Below are 16,069 nucleotides of genomic sequence, written 5' to 3'. Positions count from 1 at the left end.
ATTTACTTGATGTTTTGTTTTTTGGAAGGTTGCGAAGTTTCTTTGTGAACACGCAACCTTTATTCGTGGGAGGTAAAATCCGCTATAACCACAATCAAGGAGGAAATATATAATGGCTAAAAAAGGTAAAAAACTGCAAGATGCAGCAAAATTAATTGATCGTAACGCACTTTACACTGCACAAGAAGCAATCGAACTTGCTCAAAAAACTAGCACAGTAAACTTCGACGCTACTGTAGAAGTTGCTTTCCGCTTAGGTATTGATACTCGTAAGAACGACCAACAAATCCGTGGTGCAGTAGTACTACCAAACGGTACAGGTAAAACTCAACGCGTATTAGTATTTGCAAAAGGTGAAAAGCTTAAAGAAGCTGAAGCAGCTGGTGCTGACTATGTAGGCGATGCAGAATACATCCAAAAAATCCAACAAGGTTGGTTTGACTTCGATGTAATCGTAGCAACTCCTGACATGATGGGTGAAGTTGGTAAACTTGGTCGTGTATTAGGGCCTAAAGGTTTAATGCCAAACCCTAAAACTGGTACAGTTACTTTTGATGTAACAAAAGCTATCGAAGAAATCAAAGCTGGTAAAGTAGAATACCGTGCTGATAAAGCTGGTATTATCCACGCTCCTATCGGTAAAGTTTCTTTCTCAGCAGAAAAATTAGTAGAAAACTTCTTAGCTGTTTTTGATGTAGTTCAAAAAGCAAAACCTGCTGCAGCTAAAGGTACTTACATGAAATCTGTAAATGTTACAACTACAATGGGTCCAGCGGTTAAAATTGACGCTTCTAACGTAGTAGTAAAATAATTTATATATATGTATTGACGATAGTGGCTATACGTGATACTATAGTTGCTGTTGTGAATTATCCATTTGTACCGTAGACAGTAGGAGTGACTTGTCACTTAATGTTCCTACCGAGGACATCGGAATTCAGATTCTTATTTAAAGATGATGACTTTCAGCCTCTGTGTCTATTTGACTCGGAGGCTTTTCTTTTGTCGGTATAAATGACCCATTCTAATAGGAGGTGTCATCATGAGCAAAGCAATCGAAAACAAACAAGTACAAGTTCAAGAGATTACTGAAAAATTCCAAGGCGCTGCTTCTGTAGTAGTTGTGGATTACCGTGGTCTTAATGTTGCACAAGTAACAGAGCTTCGTAAACAACTTCGTGAAGCTGGCGTTGAGTTCAAAGTTTACAAAAACACTTTAACTCGTCGTGCTGCTGAAGCTGCTGGCCTTGAAGGAATCAACGACGTATTAGTTGGTCCTAACGCAATTGCGTTCTCAAATGAAGATGTTGTAGCGCCTGCTAAAATCATCAACGAGTTCGCTAAGAAAAACGAAGCTTTAGAAATTAAAGCTGGTATTATTGAAGGTACTATTTCTTCTGTTGAAGATGTTAAAGCACTTGCAGAACTTCCATCACGCGAAGGTCTACTTTCTATGCTTTTATCTGTACTTCAAGCTCCAGTGCGTAACTTCGCACTTGCAACAAAAGCTGTTGCAGAACAAAAAGAAGAACAAGGCGCGTAATTTAGTACGCACTAATACTTCTGCGGCCTGATCGCAAAAAAATAAAACATTATCCAATTAGGAGGAAATTATAATGAATAAAGAGCAAATCTTAGAAGCTATCAAAGCTATGACAGTTCTTGAATTAAACGATTTAGTAAAAGCTATCGAAGAAGAATTCGGTGTAACAGCTGCTGCTCCAGTAGCAGTAGTTGCTGGTGGTGCTGCTGCAGCTGAAGAAAAAACAGAATTTGACGTAGTATTAGCATCTGCTGGTGCAGAAAAAATCAAAGTAATCAAAGTGGTTCGTGAAATCACTGGTTTAGGTCTTAAAGAAGCTAAAGAAGTAGTAGATAACGCTCCTAAAGCTCTTAAAGAAGGCGTTTCTAAAGATGAAGCTGAAGAAATCAAAGCTAAACTTGAAGAAGTTGGCGCATCTGTAGAAGTTAAGTAATCTCGCGTTACTTTTTAACAAAAGGAAAGCTCGTCATTTTGGCGAGCTTTTTTCTTCATTCTGAGGAGGCGTGAAAATGTCAGATCACTATTATACAAGTAAGCCTCAAACTGAAAGTAAACCACGTCACTGGACATTCAAGTTACTAGGGCATACGTTTTCATTCGAAACGGATGCAGGTGTATTTAGTAAAAGCGAAGTAGATTTTGGATCCCGTGTTTTAATAGACGCTTTTCAAATGCCTGATATTGATGGTGCGATTTTTGATGTAGGTTGTGGATACGGGCCGATAGGGTTATCGATTGCCAAAACTAATCCAGACCGTACCGTTTTTATGATGGATATTAATGAACGTGCAGTTGCGCTTTCGCAAAAAAATGCGCAAGTGAACGGTGTTCAAAATGTGCGAATATTTGTGAGTGACGGCCTATCGATGGTTGATAAAGATGTAGATGCAGCAGCTATCTTAACGAATCCACCAATTCGTGCGGGGAAGGAAACGATTTTCCGCTTTTACGATGGAGCTTACGATCGGCTAGTGTCTTCGGGTGAACTCTGGGTAGTCATTCAGAAGAAACAAGGAGCGCCATCGACAGTAAGTTACTTAGAAGAAAAGTTTTCAGAAGTCGATGTAGTAGAAAAGAAAAAAGGGTACTGGATAGTACGCGCAAAAAAATAAATGAAATATGTATAATTTATTGACTTGACAAATCGGCTATGATAATATGATACAATGCAAAAATATTATTTTGAGGTCGTATGCCCTTTTTGTATAGAATTGTTTTAATATGGGTATACTTGCCAAGATAAGTTTAGTTAACCGAAAATGAGATCTTTTTGAAGACTCGTTTTCTTTTTGTCTTTCGAAATCATACACTATTTGTATGATTTTGCAAAGACCTAATATCGCTTTATTGAGGGGTGAATGAGTTGACAGGTCAACTAGTTCAGTACGGACAACACCGCCAGCGTAGAAGCTTTGCGCGTATTAAAGAGGTGCTTGAGCTTCCAAATCTGATTGAGATTCAAACGGCGTCTTACGAGTGGTTCCTTGAAGAAGGTTTACGTGAAATGTTCCGTGACATTTCGCCGATCGAGGACTTTACAGGTAATCTTTCATTAGAATTCATCGATTATTCATTAGGTGAGCCTAAATATGATGTTGATGAGTGTAAAGAGCGAGATGTTACTTACGCAGCTCCATTACGTGTGAAAGTACGTCTTTACAACAAAGAAACAGACGAAGTGAAAGAACAAGATGTCTTCATGGGTGATTTCCCGTTAATGACAGAAACAGGTACGTTCATTATCAACGGTGCTGAACGTGTTATCGTTTCACAATTAGTTCGTTCACCAAGTGTGTATTTCCATGATAAAACTGATAAAAACGGTAAAAAAGGCTTTGGAGCTACAGTTATTCCAAACCGTGGTGCTTGGTTAGAGTATGAAACTGATGCGAAAGACGTAGTTTATGTGCGAATTGATCGTACTCGTAAGCTACCAGTAACAGTGTTACTACGTGCATTAGGTTTCGGTTCAGATCAAGAAATTATCGATATTATCGGTGATAACGAGTATCTACGTAATACGTTAGAAAAAGATAACTCTGAAAGTACAGAAAAAGCGCTTTTAGAAATCTACGAACGTTTACGTCCAGGCGAGCCACCAACAGTAGAAAGTGCGAAGAGTTTATTATACTCTCGTTTCTTCGATGCTAAACGTTATGATTTAGCGAATGTTGGTCGCTACAAAATGAATAAAAAGCTTCACATTAAAAATCGTTTATTCAACCAAACGATTGCTGAAACGCTTGTAGATCCAGAAACAGGCGAAATTTTAGTAGAAAAAGGTACAGTACTAGATCGTCGTACTTTAGATAAAATTCTACCTTACCTAGAAGATTCATCAAAAGGTATTGGTTACCGCACTTTATCACAAGTCGGTGGAGTGCTTGAAGATGATGTAACCATCCAATCTATTAAGATTTATGCTCCAAAGGATGAAGCTCAAAAAGAAATTAATATCATTGGTAATGCGTACATTGATGAAGAAGTGAAGAATATTACACCTGCTGATGTTTTATCTTCAGTAAGCTATTTCTTTAACTTACTTTACCAAGTAGGTGCAACAGATGATATTGACCATTTAGGTAACCGTCGCCTACGTTCTGTTGGTGAGTTACTACAAAATCAATTCCGTATCGGTTTATCTCGTATGGAACGTGTAGTACGTGAGCGTATGTCAATTAATGACACAGCTGCGATCGTACCACAACAATTAATCAATATCCGTCCAGTGATTGCGTCGATTAAAGAGTTCTTCGGAAGCTCTCAATTATCACAATTCATGGACCAAACAAACCCATTAGCAGAGTTAACGCATAAACGTCGTCTATCTGCATTAGGTCCTGGTGGTTTAACGCGTGAGCGTGCTGGCTTCGAAGTACGTGACGTTCACTACTCTCACTATGGTCGTATGTGTCCGATCGAGACACCAGAGGGTCCAAACATTGGATTAATCAACTCATTATCTTCATTTGCCAAAGTTAATAAATTTGGCTTCATTGAAACACCTTATCGTCGTATTGACCACGAAACAGGTCGAGTAACAGAGCAAATTGATTATTTAACAGCTGATGAAGAAGATAACTACTATGTAGCACAAGCAAATTCACCGTTAAATCCAGATGGTACTTTTGTAAATGATGAAGTAGTAGGTCGTTTCCGTGGTGATAACACGGTATTCAATAAAGCGCAAATGGACTACATGGATGTATCTCCTAAACAAGTTGTCTCTGCAGCGACTGCATGTATACCGTTCTTAGAAAACGATGACTCGAACCGTGCACTTATGGGTGCCAACATGCAACGTCAAGCAGTTCCACTACTTAACCCAGAAGCACCATTCGTTGGTACTGGTATGGAACATGTTGATGCGCGTGATTCAGGTGCAGCTGTAGTAGCGAAGTATGATGGTATTGTTGAGCATGTTGAAGCTCGCTCTATCCATGTACGCCGCATTGAAGTTGTAGACGGCAAAGAGGTTAAAGGCGATTTAACAAAATATAAATTACAGAAGTTCATTCGTTCTAACCAAGGTACTTCATATAACCAACGTCCACTTGTAAAAGTAGGCGAACGTGTGAAACCTCGTGACATTTTAGCAGATGGTCCATCAATGGAAAAAGGCGAACTAGCTCTTGGACGTAACGTACTGGTTGCATTCATGACTTGGAACGGCTTTAACTATGAGGATGCTGTTATTATGAGTGAGCGCCTTGTAAAAGACGATGTCTATACATCTGTTCATATCGAAGAATATGAATCAGAATCTCGTGATACAAAGCTTGGACCAGAAGAAATCACTCGTGATATTCCAAACGTCGGAGAAGATGCACTTCGTAACCTAGACGAACGTGGTATTATCCGTATTGGTGCGGAAGTACGTGACGGTGATATTCTTGTTGGGAAAGTAACGCCTAAAGGGGTTACAGAATTAACTGCTGAAGAGCGTTTATTACATGCAATCTTCGGTGAAAAGGCTCGTGAGGTTCGTGATACTTCATTACGTGTACCACACGGTGCTGGCGGTATCATTCTTGATGTTAAAGTATTTAACCGTGAAGATGGCGATGAATTACCACCAGGTGTTAACCAATTAGTTCGTGCTTATATTGTTCAAAAACGTAAAATTCGTGTTGGGGACAAAATGGCCGGACGTCATGGTAACAAAGGGGTTATCTCTCGTATCTTACCAGAAGAAGATATGCCATTCATGCCAGATGGCACGCCTGTTGATATCATGTTAAATCCACTTGGTGTACCTTCCCGTATGAATATCGGACAAGTTTTAGAGTTACACTTAGGTATGGCTTCTCGTTATCTAGGCGTTCACATGGCAACACCAGTATTTGATGGTGCTAATGAAGAAGACGTTTGGGAAACAATGGAAGAAGCTGGGATGAACCGTGACGGTAAAACAATCCTGTATGATGGACGTTCTGGTGAACCATTCGATAACCGTGTATCAGTAGGTATCATGTATATGATCAAACTTGCTCACATGGTTGATGATAAACTTCATGCACGTTCAACTGGTCCTTACTCACTTGTTACGCAACAACCACTTGGTGGTAAAGCGCAATTTGGTGGACAACGTTTTGGTGAAATGGAGGTATGGGCACTTGAAGCTTATGGTGCTGCGTATACACTTCAAGAAATCTTAACGGTTAAATCTGATGACGTTGTTGGTCGTGTGAAAACATATGAAGCCATCGTTAAAGGTGAAAGTGTACCAGAGCCAGGTGTTCCTGAGTCATTCAAAGTATTGATTAAAGAACTTCAATCTCTTGGTATGGATGTTAAGATGTTAACAGTTAATGATGAAGAAGTAGAGCTTCGCGATTTAGACGAAGAAGACGATCTTCAGCCAGCTGATGCACTTAACATTGCACCACAGCCAGATACAGAAGAAGAGCCAGTAGAGTCTTTTGAATAATGGAAAACCAAATTCACAAATGTGAATATGGTCAAACTTATTTTTCAAATTAGCCGGGCAGGATTTAACGCCCTGCCTGGCTTTTTCTTTTAATAAATCATTCTATTTCTAATCCTTTGCCAAAGAGGCAATCTTTGCAAACGATTATCGAGCTGCGTAAAAGAGTCTTTATAAAGACCTATACTAGAGGGAGGTAGGCTCCTTGATAGACGTTAATGAATTTGAATATATGAAAATTGGTTTAGCATCACCTGACAAGATTCGTTCTTGGTCATATGGAGAGGTTAAAAAACCTGAAACAATTAACTACCGTACACTAAAACCAGAAAAAGATGGTTTATTCTGTGAGCGTATTTTTGGTCCAACTAAGGACTGGGAGTGTCACTGTGGGAAATATAAACGTGTACGCTATAAAGGCGTAGTTTGTGATCGTTGTGGCGTTGAAGTAACACGTGCTAAAGTTCGTCGTGAACGTATGGGACATATCGAATTAGCAGCACCAGTTTCTCATATCTGGTACTTCAAAGGTATTCCTAGCCGTATGGGTCTAATTTTAGATATGTCACCTCGTGCTCTTGAAGAAGTTATCTATTTCGCTTCATACGTTGTGATCGATGCAGGTGCTACTAATTTAGAAAGTAAACAATTACTATCTGAAAAAGAGTATCGTGCATACCGTGAAAAATTCGGTAATACATTCGAAGCATCAATGGGTGCAGAAGCAATCAAAAAATTATTAGGTAAAATCGACCTAGAAGATGAAACACAATCTTTAAAAGAGGAGTTAAAATCTGCTCAAGGTCAAAGACGTACTCGTGCCATTAAACGTCTAGAAGTTGTTGAATCTTTCCGTAACTCAGGAAACTCACCTGAATGGATGATTCTAGATGTACTACCTGTTATTCCACCAGAGCTTCGTCCAATGGTGCAATTAGATGGTGGTCGTTTCGCGACTTCAGATTTAAACGATTTATACCGTCGTGTAATTAATCGTAATAACCGTTTAAAACGTTTATTAGATTTAGGTGCTCCGAGCATCATCGTACAAAATGAAAAACGAATGTTACAAGAAGCTGTTGATGCATTAATCGATAATGGTCGTCGTGGACGTCCTGTAACAGGTCCTGGTAACCGCCCGTTAAAATCACTTTCACATATGTTGAAAGGTAAACAAGGTCGTTTCCGTCAAAATCTACTTGGTAAACGTGTTGACTACTCTGGTCGTTCGGTTATCGTAGTAGGTCCAAACTTAAAAATGTACCAATGTGGCTTACCAAAAGAAATGGCTATCGAATTATTCAAGCCATTCGTTATGAAAGAATTAGTAGAGCGTGGTCTTGCTCATAACATTAAATCTGCTAAACGTAAAATCGAACGTTTAAATAACGACGTATGGGACGTTTTAGAAGATGTTATCCGTGAGCATCCAGTATTACTAAACCGTGCACCAACGCTTCACCGTCTTGGAATTCAAGCATTTGAACCAACACTAGTTGAAGGTCGTGCTATTCGTCTTCACCCATTAGTATGTACAGCCTATAATGCTGACTTCGATGGTGACCAAATGGCGGTTCACGTACCATTATCAGCTGAAGCTCAAGCTGAAGCTCGTCTTCTAATGCTTGCTGCACAAAACATCCTGAATCCAAAAGACGGTAAACCTGTTGTAACACCTTCTCAAGATATGGTATTAGGAAACTACTACTTAACACTTGAACGTGAAGGCGCACGTGGTGAAGGTACTGTTTTCTATGGTCCAAATGAAGTTTTAATTGCCTATGATACAGGTCATGTACACTTGCATACACGTATCGCAATTAAAGCAAGTTCATTAAATAATCCGACATTCACTGAAGAACAAAATAATATGTTCTTATTAACAACTGTCGGTAAAGTAATCTTTAATGAAATCTTACCGGAATCATTCCCTTATATTAATGAGCCAACTGATTTCAACTTAGAGCAAGTAACACCAGAAAAATACTTTGCTAAGTTAACAATTGATGAAGAAACACTTAAAGAGCTTGAATCAGATAGTGCTTATAATAATTTAGATGAAAAAGGGAAAATTGATGCACAACGTACAGCTGTATTGCGTAAATACTTTGCATCAGTACCTGTTGTAAACCCATTCCGTAAGAAATTCTTAGGAAATATCATTGCTGAAGTATTTAAACGTTTCCACATTACGGAAACATCTAAAATGCTTGACCGTATGAAAAACCTAGGTTTCAAATATTCAACACGTGCAGGTATTACTGTAGGTGTATCTGATATCGTGGTATTACCTGATAAAGGTGAAATTTTAGCAGAAGCTCAAGAGAAAGTAGATAAAGTTCAAGCGCAATTCCGTCGTGGTTTCATTACTGAGGATGAGCGTTATGATCGCGTTATTTCAAGCTGGAGTGCTGCAAAAGATGAAATTCAAGCGAAGCTGATGAAGTCACTTGAGAAAACAAACCCAATTTTCATGATGTCTGATTCAGGTGCCCGTGGTAATGCATCTAACTTTACTCAGCTAGCTGGTATGCGTGGTCTGATGGCCAACCCGGCTGGTCGTATTATCGAACTTCCAATCAAATCTTCATTCCGTGAAGGTTTAACAGTATTAGAGTACTTCATCTCAACTCACGGTGCTCGTAAAGGTCTTGCCGATACAGCCCTAAAAACTGCCGATTCAGGTTACTTAACGCGTCGTCTTGTTGACGTTGCACAAGATGTTATCGTTCGTGAAGATGACTGTGGTACTGACCGTGGCTTAACGATTGGTGCATTAATGGAAGGCACAGAGTTAATTGAAGCTCTAGATGAACGTATTGTTGGTCGTCATACGAAGAAAACAATCTTCCACCCTGAAACTGGTGAAGTAATTCTTGCAAAAGACGGTTTAATCGACCAAGATATCGCTCGTGCAATTATCGAGGCTGGTATTGAAGAAGTGACAATCCGTTCAGCATTTACATGTAATACAAAACACGGCGTTTGTAAAAAATGTTACGGCATGAACTTGGCGACAGGTGAGAAGGTTGAAGTTGGGGAAGCAGTTGGTATTATTGCGGCTCAATCAATCGGTGAACCAGGTACACAGTTAACAATGCGTACATTCCATACAGGTGGGGTTGCCGGTGATGATATTACACAAGGTCTTCCACGTATCCAAGAGATCTTTGAAGCACGTAATCCAAAAGGTCAATCTGTTATTTCAGAAATTGCTGGTACGGTTTCAGATATCACAGAAATTCGTGAAGGCTTAAAAGAAATTACAATTCAAGGTGACGTAGAAACTCGTAAGTATCAAGCACCTTATAACGCACGTTTGAAAGTTATCGAAGGTGATAATGTAGAACGTGGTCAAGTTTTAACAGAAGGTTCTATCGATCCAAAACAATTGCTAAAAGTCAAAGACGTTTCAACTGTTCAAGAATATTTATTAAAAGAAGTTCAAAAAGTATACCGTATGCAAGGGGTAGAAATTGGGGATAAACACATTGAGGTAATGGTTCGCCAAATGCTTCGTAAAGTGCGTGTAATTGAAGCTGGAGATACAGAATTACTACCTGGCTCATTACTAGATATCCACCAATTCTCAGAGGCAAACGTAGACGCTGTTATGAATGGCAAAAACCCTGCAACTTGTCGCCCTGTTATCCTTGGTATTACAAAAGCTTCTCTTGAAACAGAATCATTCTTATCTGCAGCATCGTTCCAAGAAACAACACGTGTGTTAACAGATGCAGCAATTAAGGGTAAACGTGACGAACTTCTTGGATTAAAAGAGAACGTAATTATCGGTAAACTTGTTCCTGCAGGTACTGGTATGCAACGTTATCGTCAAATCCGCATCGAAAAAGATGAGCTTGACACAGAAGTCGTTTCTGCTGAATAAACATTAAATTAGGCCGAAGAGATGCATATTTTCATCATCTCTTCGGACTTTTTCAAGATATTAGTTGACAGTGTAAATGAGTAATGATAATATATTGAAGGTTGATAGTTAACTGTCTGTACTTCGGAGGATATGTAAATGTCTTATGATAAAGTAAGGGCTAGTCAAACAATCATAGGTACAAAGCAAGCAGTAAAAGCAATGCGAGCTGGTTCAGTGAAAGAACTTTTTGTGGCACTTGATGCAGACAATTGGGTAACCGATTCGGCCATATCTTTCGCGAGAGAAATCGGTATACCAGTTATTCTTGTTGAGTCCAAAAAGGAACTGGGCAAAGCCTGTGGAATCCATGTTGGAGCTGCGGTAGTTGCGATTACTGTAGAGTAGTTTTTGTGTAAAATGCACAAAGACTTTGTTTTTACCCAAAAAATGAACCACCTGGATGTGTGGTATTAAAAAAAGAAGGAATGAAGGGAGGAAAAATCGATGCCTACAATTAACCAATTGGTACGTAAGCCTCGTAAATCTAAAATCACGAAATCAAATTCACCAGCGTTAAACAAAGGATATAACTCATTTAAAAAATCTTTAACTGATGTTAAATCTCCACAAAAACGTGGTGTTTGTACTCGTGTAGGTACAATGACGCCTAAAAAACCAAACTCAGCGTTACGTAAATACGCTCGTGTACGTTTAACTAACCAAATCGAGGTTACTGCGTACATTCCTGGTGAAGGCCACAACTTACAAGAGCACAGTGTTGTTCTTATCCGTGGCGGTCGTGTAAAAGACTTACCGGGTGTTCGTTACCATATCGTTCGTGGTGCTCTTGATACTGCTGGTGTAAACGGTCGTATGCAATCACGTTCTTTATACGGTACAAAACGCCCTAAAGAAAAAAAATAATTTAAATCCCACTATATATTTACTCAATGAAAGGAGGAAAACACATGCCTCGTAAAGGTCCTGTTTCCAAACGTGACGTGTTACCAGATCCAATTTATAATTCAAAACTAGTAACTCGTTTAATCAATAAAATGATGATTGATGGTAAAAGAGGTACTTCTCAAAAGATTTTATACGGTGCGTTCGAACTAGTTAAAGAACGTTCTGGTCAAGATCCAATCGAAGTATTCGAAGCTGCTCTAAATAACGTAATGCCAGTTCTTGAAGTACGTGCTCGCCGTGTTGGTGGTTCTAACTACCAAGTACCAGTTGAAGTACGCCCAGAACGTCGTACAACTTTAGGTCTTCGTTACCTAGTTAACTATTCTCGTCTTCGTGGTGAAAAAACTATGGAAGAGCGTTTAGCTAACGAAATCCTTGATGCTTCTAACAACACTGGTGCATCAGTTAAGAAACGTGAAGATATGCACAAAATGGCAGAAGCGAACAAAGCATTCGCTCACTACCGTTGGTAATCTAAACATAGCATAAGCCCAATATGGAAGGAGAAATACCTAATGAAACGCGAATTCTCACTAGAGAATACTCGTAATATTGGGATCATGGCTCACATTGATGCTGGTAAAACAACAACAACTGAGCGTATCCTTTATTACACAGGTAAGATTCACAAAATCGGTGAAACTCATGAAGGCGCTTCTCAAATGGACTGGATGGAGCAAGAGCAAGAACGTGGTATCACAATCACTTCTGCTGCGACAACAGCTCAATGGAAAGGCAACCGCGTAAACATCATCGATACTCCTGGACACGTAGACTTCACTGTAGAAGTAGAACGTTCTTTACGTGTACTTGACGGCGCAGTAACTGTACTTGATGCTCAATCTGGTGTTGAACCTCAAACAGAAACTGTATGGCGTCAAGCTACAACTTACGGTGTACCACGTATCGTATTCATTAACAAAATGGATAAAATGGGTGCAGATTTCCTATATTCTGTAGGTACTTTACACGAGCGTTTACAAGCAAATGCTCATCCAATCCAATTACCAATTGGTGCGGAAGATGAGTTCAAAGCAATTATTGACCTGGTTGAAATGGATGTAACTTACTACGATAACGAAGAAGGTACAGCATTACGTGAAGGTCAACCAATTCCTGAAGAATTCAAAGCGCAAGCTGAAGAATACCGTGAGAAGTTAATCGAAGCAATCGCTGAAGTTAACGAAGAAATCATGGAAAAATACTTTGCTGGTGAAGAAATTACAAAAGAAGAGCTTAAAGCGGCTATCCGTAAAGCGACAATCGCTGTAGAATTCTACCCAGTAATCTGTGGTACAGCATTCAAACACAAAGGTGTTCGTAAAATGCTTGACGCAGTTATCGATTACTTACCATCACCAGTTGATGTACCAGCTATTAAAGGTACAACTCCAGATGGTGATGAAACTGAACGTCCATCATCAGACGAAGCGCCATTCTCAGCTTTAGCATTTAAAGTTATGACTGACCCATTCGTAGGTAAATTAACGTTCTTCCGTGTGTACTCTGGTGTTCTTGAATCAGGTTCATACGTACAAAACTCTTCAAAAGGTAAACGTGAACGTGTAGGTCGTATCCTACAAATGCACGCTAACAGCCGTGAAGAGATTTCAAAAGTATTTGCTGGTGATATCGCAGCTGCTGTAGGTCTTAAAGATACAACAACTGGTGACACTCTTTGTGAAGAGAAAAACCTTGTTATCCTTGAGTCTATGGAGTTCCCAGAACCAGTTATCTCTCTTTCTGTAGAACCAAAATCAAAAGCTGACCAAGATAAAATGGGTCAAGCTTTACAAAAACTACAAGAAGAAGATCCAACATTCCGTGCACATACAGACCAAGAAACTGGTCAAACAATTATCTCAGGTATGGGTGAGCTTCACCTTGATATCTTAGTTGATCGTATGCGCCGTGAATTTAAAGTAGAAGCTAACGTAGGTGCTCCAATGGTATCTTACCGTGAAACATTCCGTGGCTCTGCTCAAGTTCAAGGTAAATTCACTCGTCAATCAGGTGGTCGTGGTCAATACGGTGACGTATGGATCGAGTTCTCTCCAAATGAAGAGGGTAAAGGCTTTGAATTCGAAAATGCTATCGTTGGTGGTGTAGTACCACGTGAATATATTCCAGCTGTAGAAGCAGGTCTTCGTGACTCGCTTGACCGCGGTGTAATCGCTGGTTACCCATTAATCGACATCAAAGCGAAATTATTCGATGGTTCATACCATGATGTTGACTCAAACGAAATGGCATTTAAAATCGCTGCATCTATGGCACTTAAAGCTGCTGCATCAAAATGTAGTCCAGTTCTTTTAGAGCCTATGATGAAAGTTGAAGTTGTAATTCCTGAAGAATATCTTGGTGATATCATGGGTAACATCACTTCTCGCCGTGGTCGCGTAGAAGGTATGGAAGCTCGCGGTAACGCTCAAGTTGTTCGTGCGATGGTTCCACTTTCAGAAATGTTTGGATATGCAACAACTTTACGTTCTGCAACGCAAGGTCGTGGTGTATTCTCAATGGTATTCGATCATTATGAAGAAGTACCAAAATCAATCTCTGAAGATATCATCAAAAAAAATAAAGGTGAATAATTGAAATTTCATCTTGCATAAAGTATAACTAATTTGTAAGCTATGATTGCAGGATAGGGGATGGGCCCGTTCTCTATCAGCATTCATTCTATAAATTTTAAATCTAAAACATACAATTTTGAGGAGGCAATCTCTAATGGCTAAAGAAAAATTTGACCGTTCTAAAACGCATGCTAACATTGGTACAATCGGACACGTTGACCATGGTAAAACTACTTTAACTGCTGCAATCGCTACAGTTCTTTCTAAAAAAATGGGTGGTACAGCTAAATCTTACGCTGATATCGATAACGCTCCAGAAGAAAAAGAACGTGGTATCACAATCAATACTTCTCACGTAGAATACGAAACTGAAACTCGTCACTATGCACACGTTGACTGCCCAGGACACGCTGACTATGTTAAAAACATGATCACTGGTGCTGCTCAAATGGACGGCGGTATCTTAGTAGTATCTGCTGCTGACGGCCCAATGCCACAAACTCGTGAACACATCCTTTTATCTCGTCAAGTAGGTGTTCCATACTTAGTAGTATTCATGAACAAATGTGATATGGTTGACGACGAAGAATTATTAGAATTAGTAGAAATGGAAATCCGTGACCTACTATCTGAATATGACTTCCCAGGTGACGATATTCCTGTAATCAAAGGTTCTGCTCTTAAAGCTCTTGAAGGTGAACCAGAATGGGAAGAAAAAATCGTTGAATTAATGGACGCTGTAGATTCTTACATCCCAACTCCAGAACGTCAAACTGACAAACCATTCATGATGCCAGTAGAGGACGTATTCTCTATTACTGGTCGTGGTACAGTTGCAACTGGCCGTGTTGAACGTGGTCAAGTTAAAGTTGGTGACGTAGTTGAAATCATCGGTATCGCTGAAGAAGCTAAATCTACTACTGTAACTGGTGTAGAAATGTTCCGTAAATTATTAGACTATGCTGAAGCTGGTGACAACATCGGTGCTTTACTACGTGGTGTTGCTCGTGAAGAAATCCAACGTGGTCAAGTATTAGCTAAACCAGGTTCAATTACTCCACACACTAACTTCAAAGCTGAAGTTTACGTATTATCAAAAGAAGAGGGTGGCCGTCATACTCCATTCTTCTCTAACTACCGTCCTCAGTTCTACTTCCGTACAACTGACGTAACAGGTATCTGTAACTTACCAGAAGGCGTTGAAATGGTAATGCCTGGTGATAACATCGAAATGACAGTTGAACTTATCGCTCCAATCGCTCTTGAAGAAGGTACTAAATTCTCTATCCGTGAGGGTGGCCGTACTGTAGGCGCTGGCGTAGTTGCTTCTATCCAAAAATAATTTTAGCTCTTGCTAATTCCAAACCAATCTGTAGGGACGCCTACAGATTGGTTTTTTGTGTTAAAATAAAGAAAAATTAGAGTTTTAATTAGTGTATGTGTACATAACCACAAGCATGTCCTCTAGCGTAAATAATTAAAGGGAAAGGGGAACTGAGTATGGACATGAAAATTTTGCTGATTGAAGATGATCCTTCTATTTTTAGCATGATTCAAGAACGTTTTGAGCAGTGGTCACTAAACGTGGTGGGACCTAAAAATTTTCAGAAGGTGATGGATGACTTTATAGAGGAGAAGCCCCATCTCGTGCTAATTGATATTCAATTGCCTGCCTATGACGGCTTTCATTGGTGTCGTGAAATTCGTCATTTATCCAAAGTGCCAATCCTTTTTCTTTCTTCCAGAGATCACCCGATGGATATGGTGATGGCTATGCAAATGGGGGCTGATGATTTTATTCAAAAGCCTTTTCATATGGAAGTTTTACTCGCAAAAGCACAGGCTATTTTACGTAGAACCTATGATTACGTTGAAGAAAAAATGGATGTTACACGTTTTAACGATGCCATAATTGATTATGCGAGAAGTGAAATTATGTATAATGGTGCCATTGCTTCTTTAACAAAAAATGAACTTTTTATTTTAAGAATATTAGTGGAGCAGGCTAATCATATCGTTTCAAGAGACGAGCTAATGAGAAAACTATGGGATGACGAACGTTTCGTAAACGATAATACTTTGTCTGTAAACGTTAATCGGTTACGTGCAAAGCTAGAGGATATTGGTTTACATGAGGTAATACTAACAAAAAAGGGACTTGGTTATATGGCAGTAAGCTGAGGGAT

General features: G+C 39.5%; 12 protein-coding genes and 1 other annotated feature. All 12 genes read left to right on the top strand.

All coding sequences use genetic code 11. From position 1 onward, the window contains the following. Nucleotides 1-112 precede the first annotated feature (112 nt). The 12 genes from rplA (at nt 113) to AC1RFD_RS17265 (ending at nt 16,064) form a co-directional block, all read left to right on the top strand. Nucleotides 113-811: a 50S ribosomal protein L1 gene (gene rplA / locus AC1RFD_RS17320; RefSeq protein ID WP_004233594.1), complete on the top strand. Its 699-nt coding sequence runs from the start codon at nt 113-115 to the stop codon at nt 809-811. A gap of 53 nt (nt 812-864) precedes the next feature. Further along, nucleotides 865-1,010, top strand: a sequence feature (ribosomal protein L10 leader region). Nucleotides 1,011-1,042: 32 nt separating this feature from the next. Further along, a complete protein-coding gene (rplJ, locus tag AC1RFD_RS17315) occupies nt 1,043-1,543 on the top strand; it encodes a 50S ribosomal protein L10 (protein WP_004233596.1) in 501 nt (166 codons plus the stop codon). Between the two features lie 73 nt (nt 1,544-1,616). Further along, nucleotides 1,617-1,976, top strand: a complete 360-nt coding sequence (gene rplL, locus AC1RFD_RS17310) for a 50S ribosomal protein L7/L12 (protein ID WP_004233598.1) — start codon at nt 1,617-1,619, stop codon at nt 1,974-1,976. A 76-nt stretch (nt 1,977-2,052) separates the two neighbouring features. Next, complete coding sequence (locus tag AC1RFD_RS17305) at nt 2,053-2,655, top strand: class I SAM-dependent methyltransferase (protein WP_036077767.1); 603 nt, start codon at nt 2,053-2,055, stop codon at nt 2,653-2,655. Nucleotides 2,656-2,897: 242 nt separating this feature from the next. Beyond that, a complete protein-coding gene (rpoB, locus tag AC1RFD_RS17300; RefSeq protein ID WP_175400790.1) occupies nt 2,898-6,473 on the top strand; it encodes a DNA-directed RNA polymerase subunit beta in 3,576 nt (1,191 codons plus the stop codon). A gap of 202 nt (nt 6,474-6,675) precedes the next feature. Further along, on the top strand, nt 6,676-10,359 hold the full coding sequence (gene rpoC, locus AC1RFD_RS17295; RefSeq protein ID WP_048395560.1) for a DNA-directed RNA polymerase subunit beta': 3,684 nt from the start codon (nt 6,676-6,678) through the stop codon (nt 10,357-10,359). Between the two features lie 138 nt (nt 10,360-10,497). Next, the gene (locus tag AC1RFD_RS17290; protein WP_004233607.1) at nt 10,498-10,746 is read left to right on the top strand and encodes a ribosomal L7Ae/L30e/S12e/Gadd45 family protein; all 249 of its coding nucleotides are present in this window, start codon (nt 10,498-10,500) and stop codon (nt 10,744-10,746) included. A gap of 99 nt (nt 10,747-10,845) precedes the next feature. After that, nucleotides 10,846-11,265, top strand: a complete 420-nt coding sequence (gene rpsL / locus AC1RFD_RS17285) for a 30S ribosomal protein S12 (RefSeq protein WP_004233609.1) — start codon at nt 10,846-10,848, stop codon at nt 11,263-11,265. Between the two features lie 44 nt (nt 11,266-11,309). Next, the gene (gene rpsG / locus AC1RFD_RS17280; RefSeq protein ID WP_004233610.1) at nt 11,310-11,780 is read left to right on the top strand and encodes a 30S ribosomal protein S7; all 471 of its coding nucleotides are present in this window, start codon (nt 11,310-11,312) and stop codon (nt 11,778-11,780) included. A 42-nt stretch (nt 11,781-11,822) separates the two neighbouring features. Then, on the top strand, nt 11,823-13,901 hold the full coding sequence (gene fusA, locus AC1RFD_RS17275; RefSeq protein ID WP_066038311.1) for an elongation factor G: 2,079 nt from the start codon (nt 11,823-11,825) through the stop codon (nt 13,899-13,901). A 136-nt stretch (nt 13,902-14,037) separates the two neighbouring features. Beyond that, nucleotides 14,038-15,225, top strand: coding sequence for an elongation factor Tu (gene tuf, locus AC1RFD_RS17270; RefSeq protein ID WP_004233614.1), 1,188 nt, complete (start codon nt 14,038-14,040; stop codon nt 15,223-15,225). Between the two features lie 158 nt (nt 15,226-15,383). Beyond that, nucleotides 15,384-16,064, top strand: a complete 681-nt coding sequence (locus tag AC1RFD_RS17265) for a response regulator transcription factor (RefSeq protein ID WP_082148187.1) — start codon at nt 15,384-15,386, stop codon at nt 16,062-16,064. Nucleotides 16,065-16,069: the final 5 nt, after the last annotated feature.

Source organism: Lysinibacillus sp. GW823-FHT02G10 (assembly GCF_058797135.1).
This window is presented reverse-complemented; position numbering and strand designations above follow the sequence as displayed.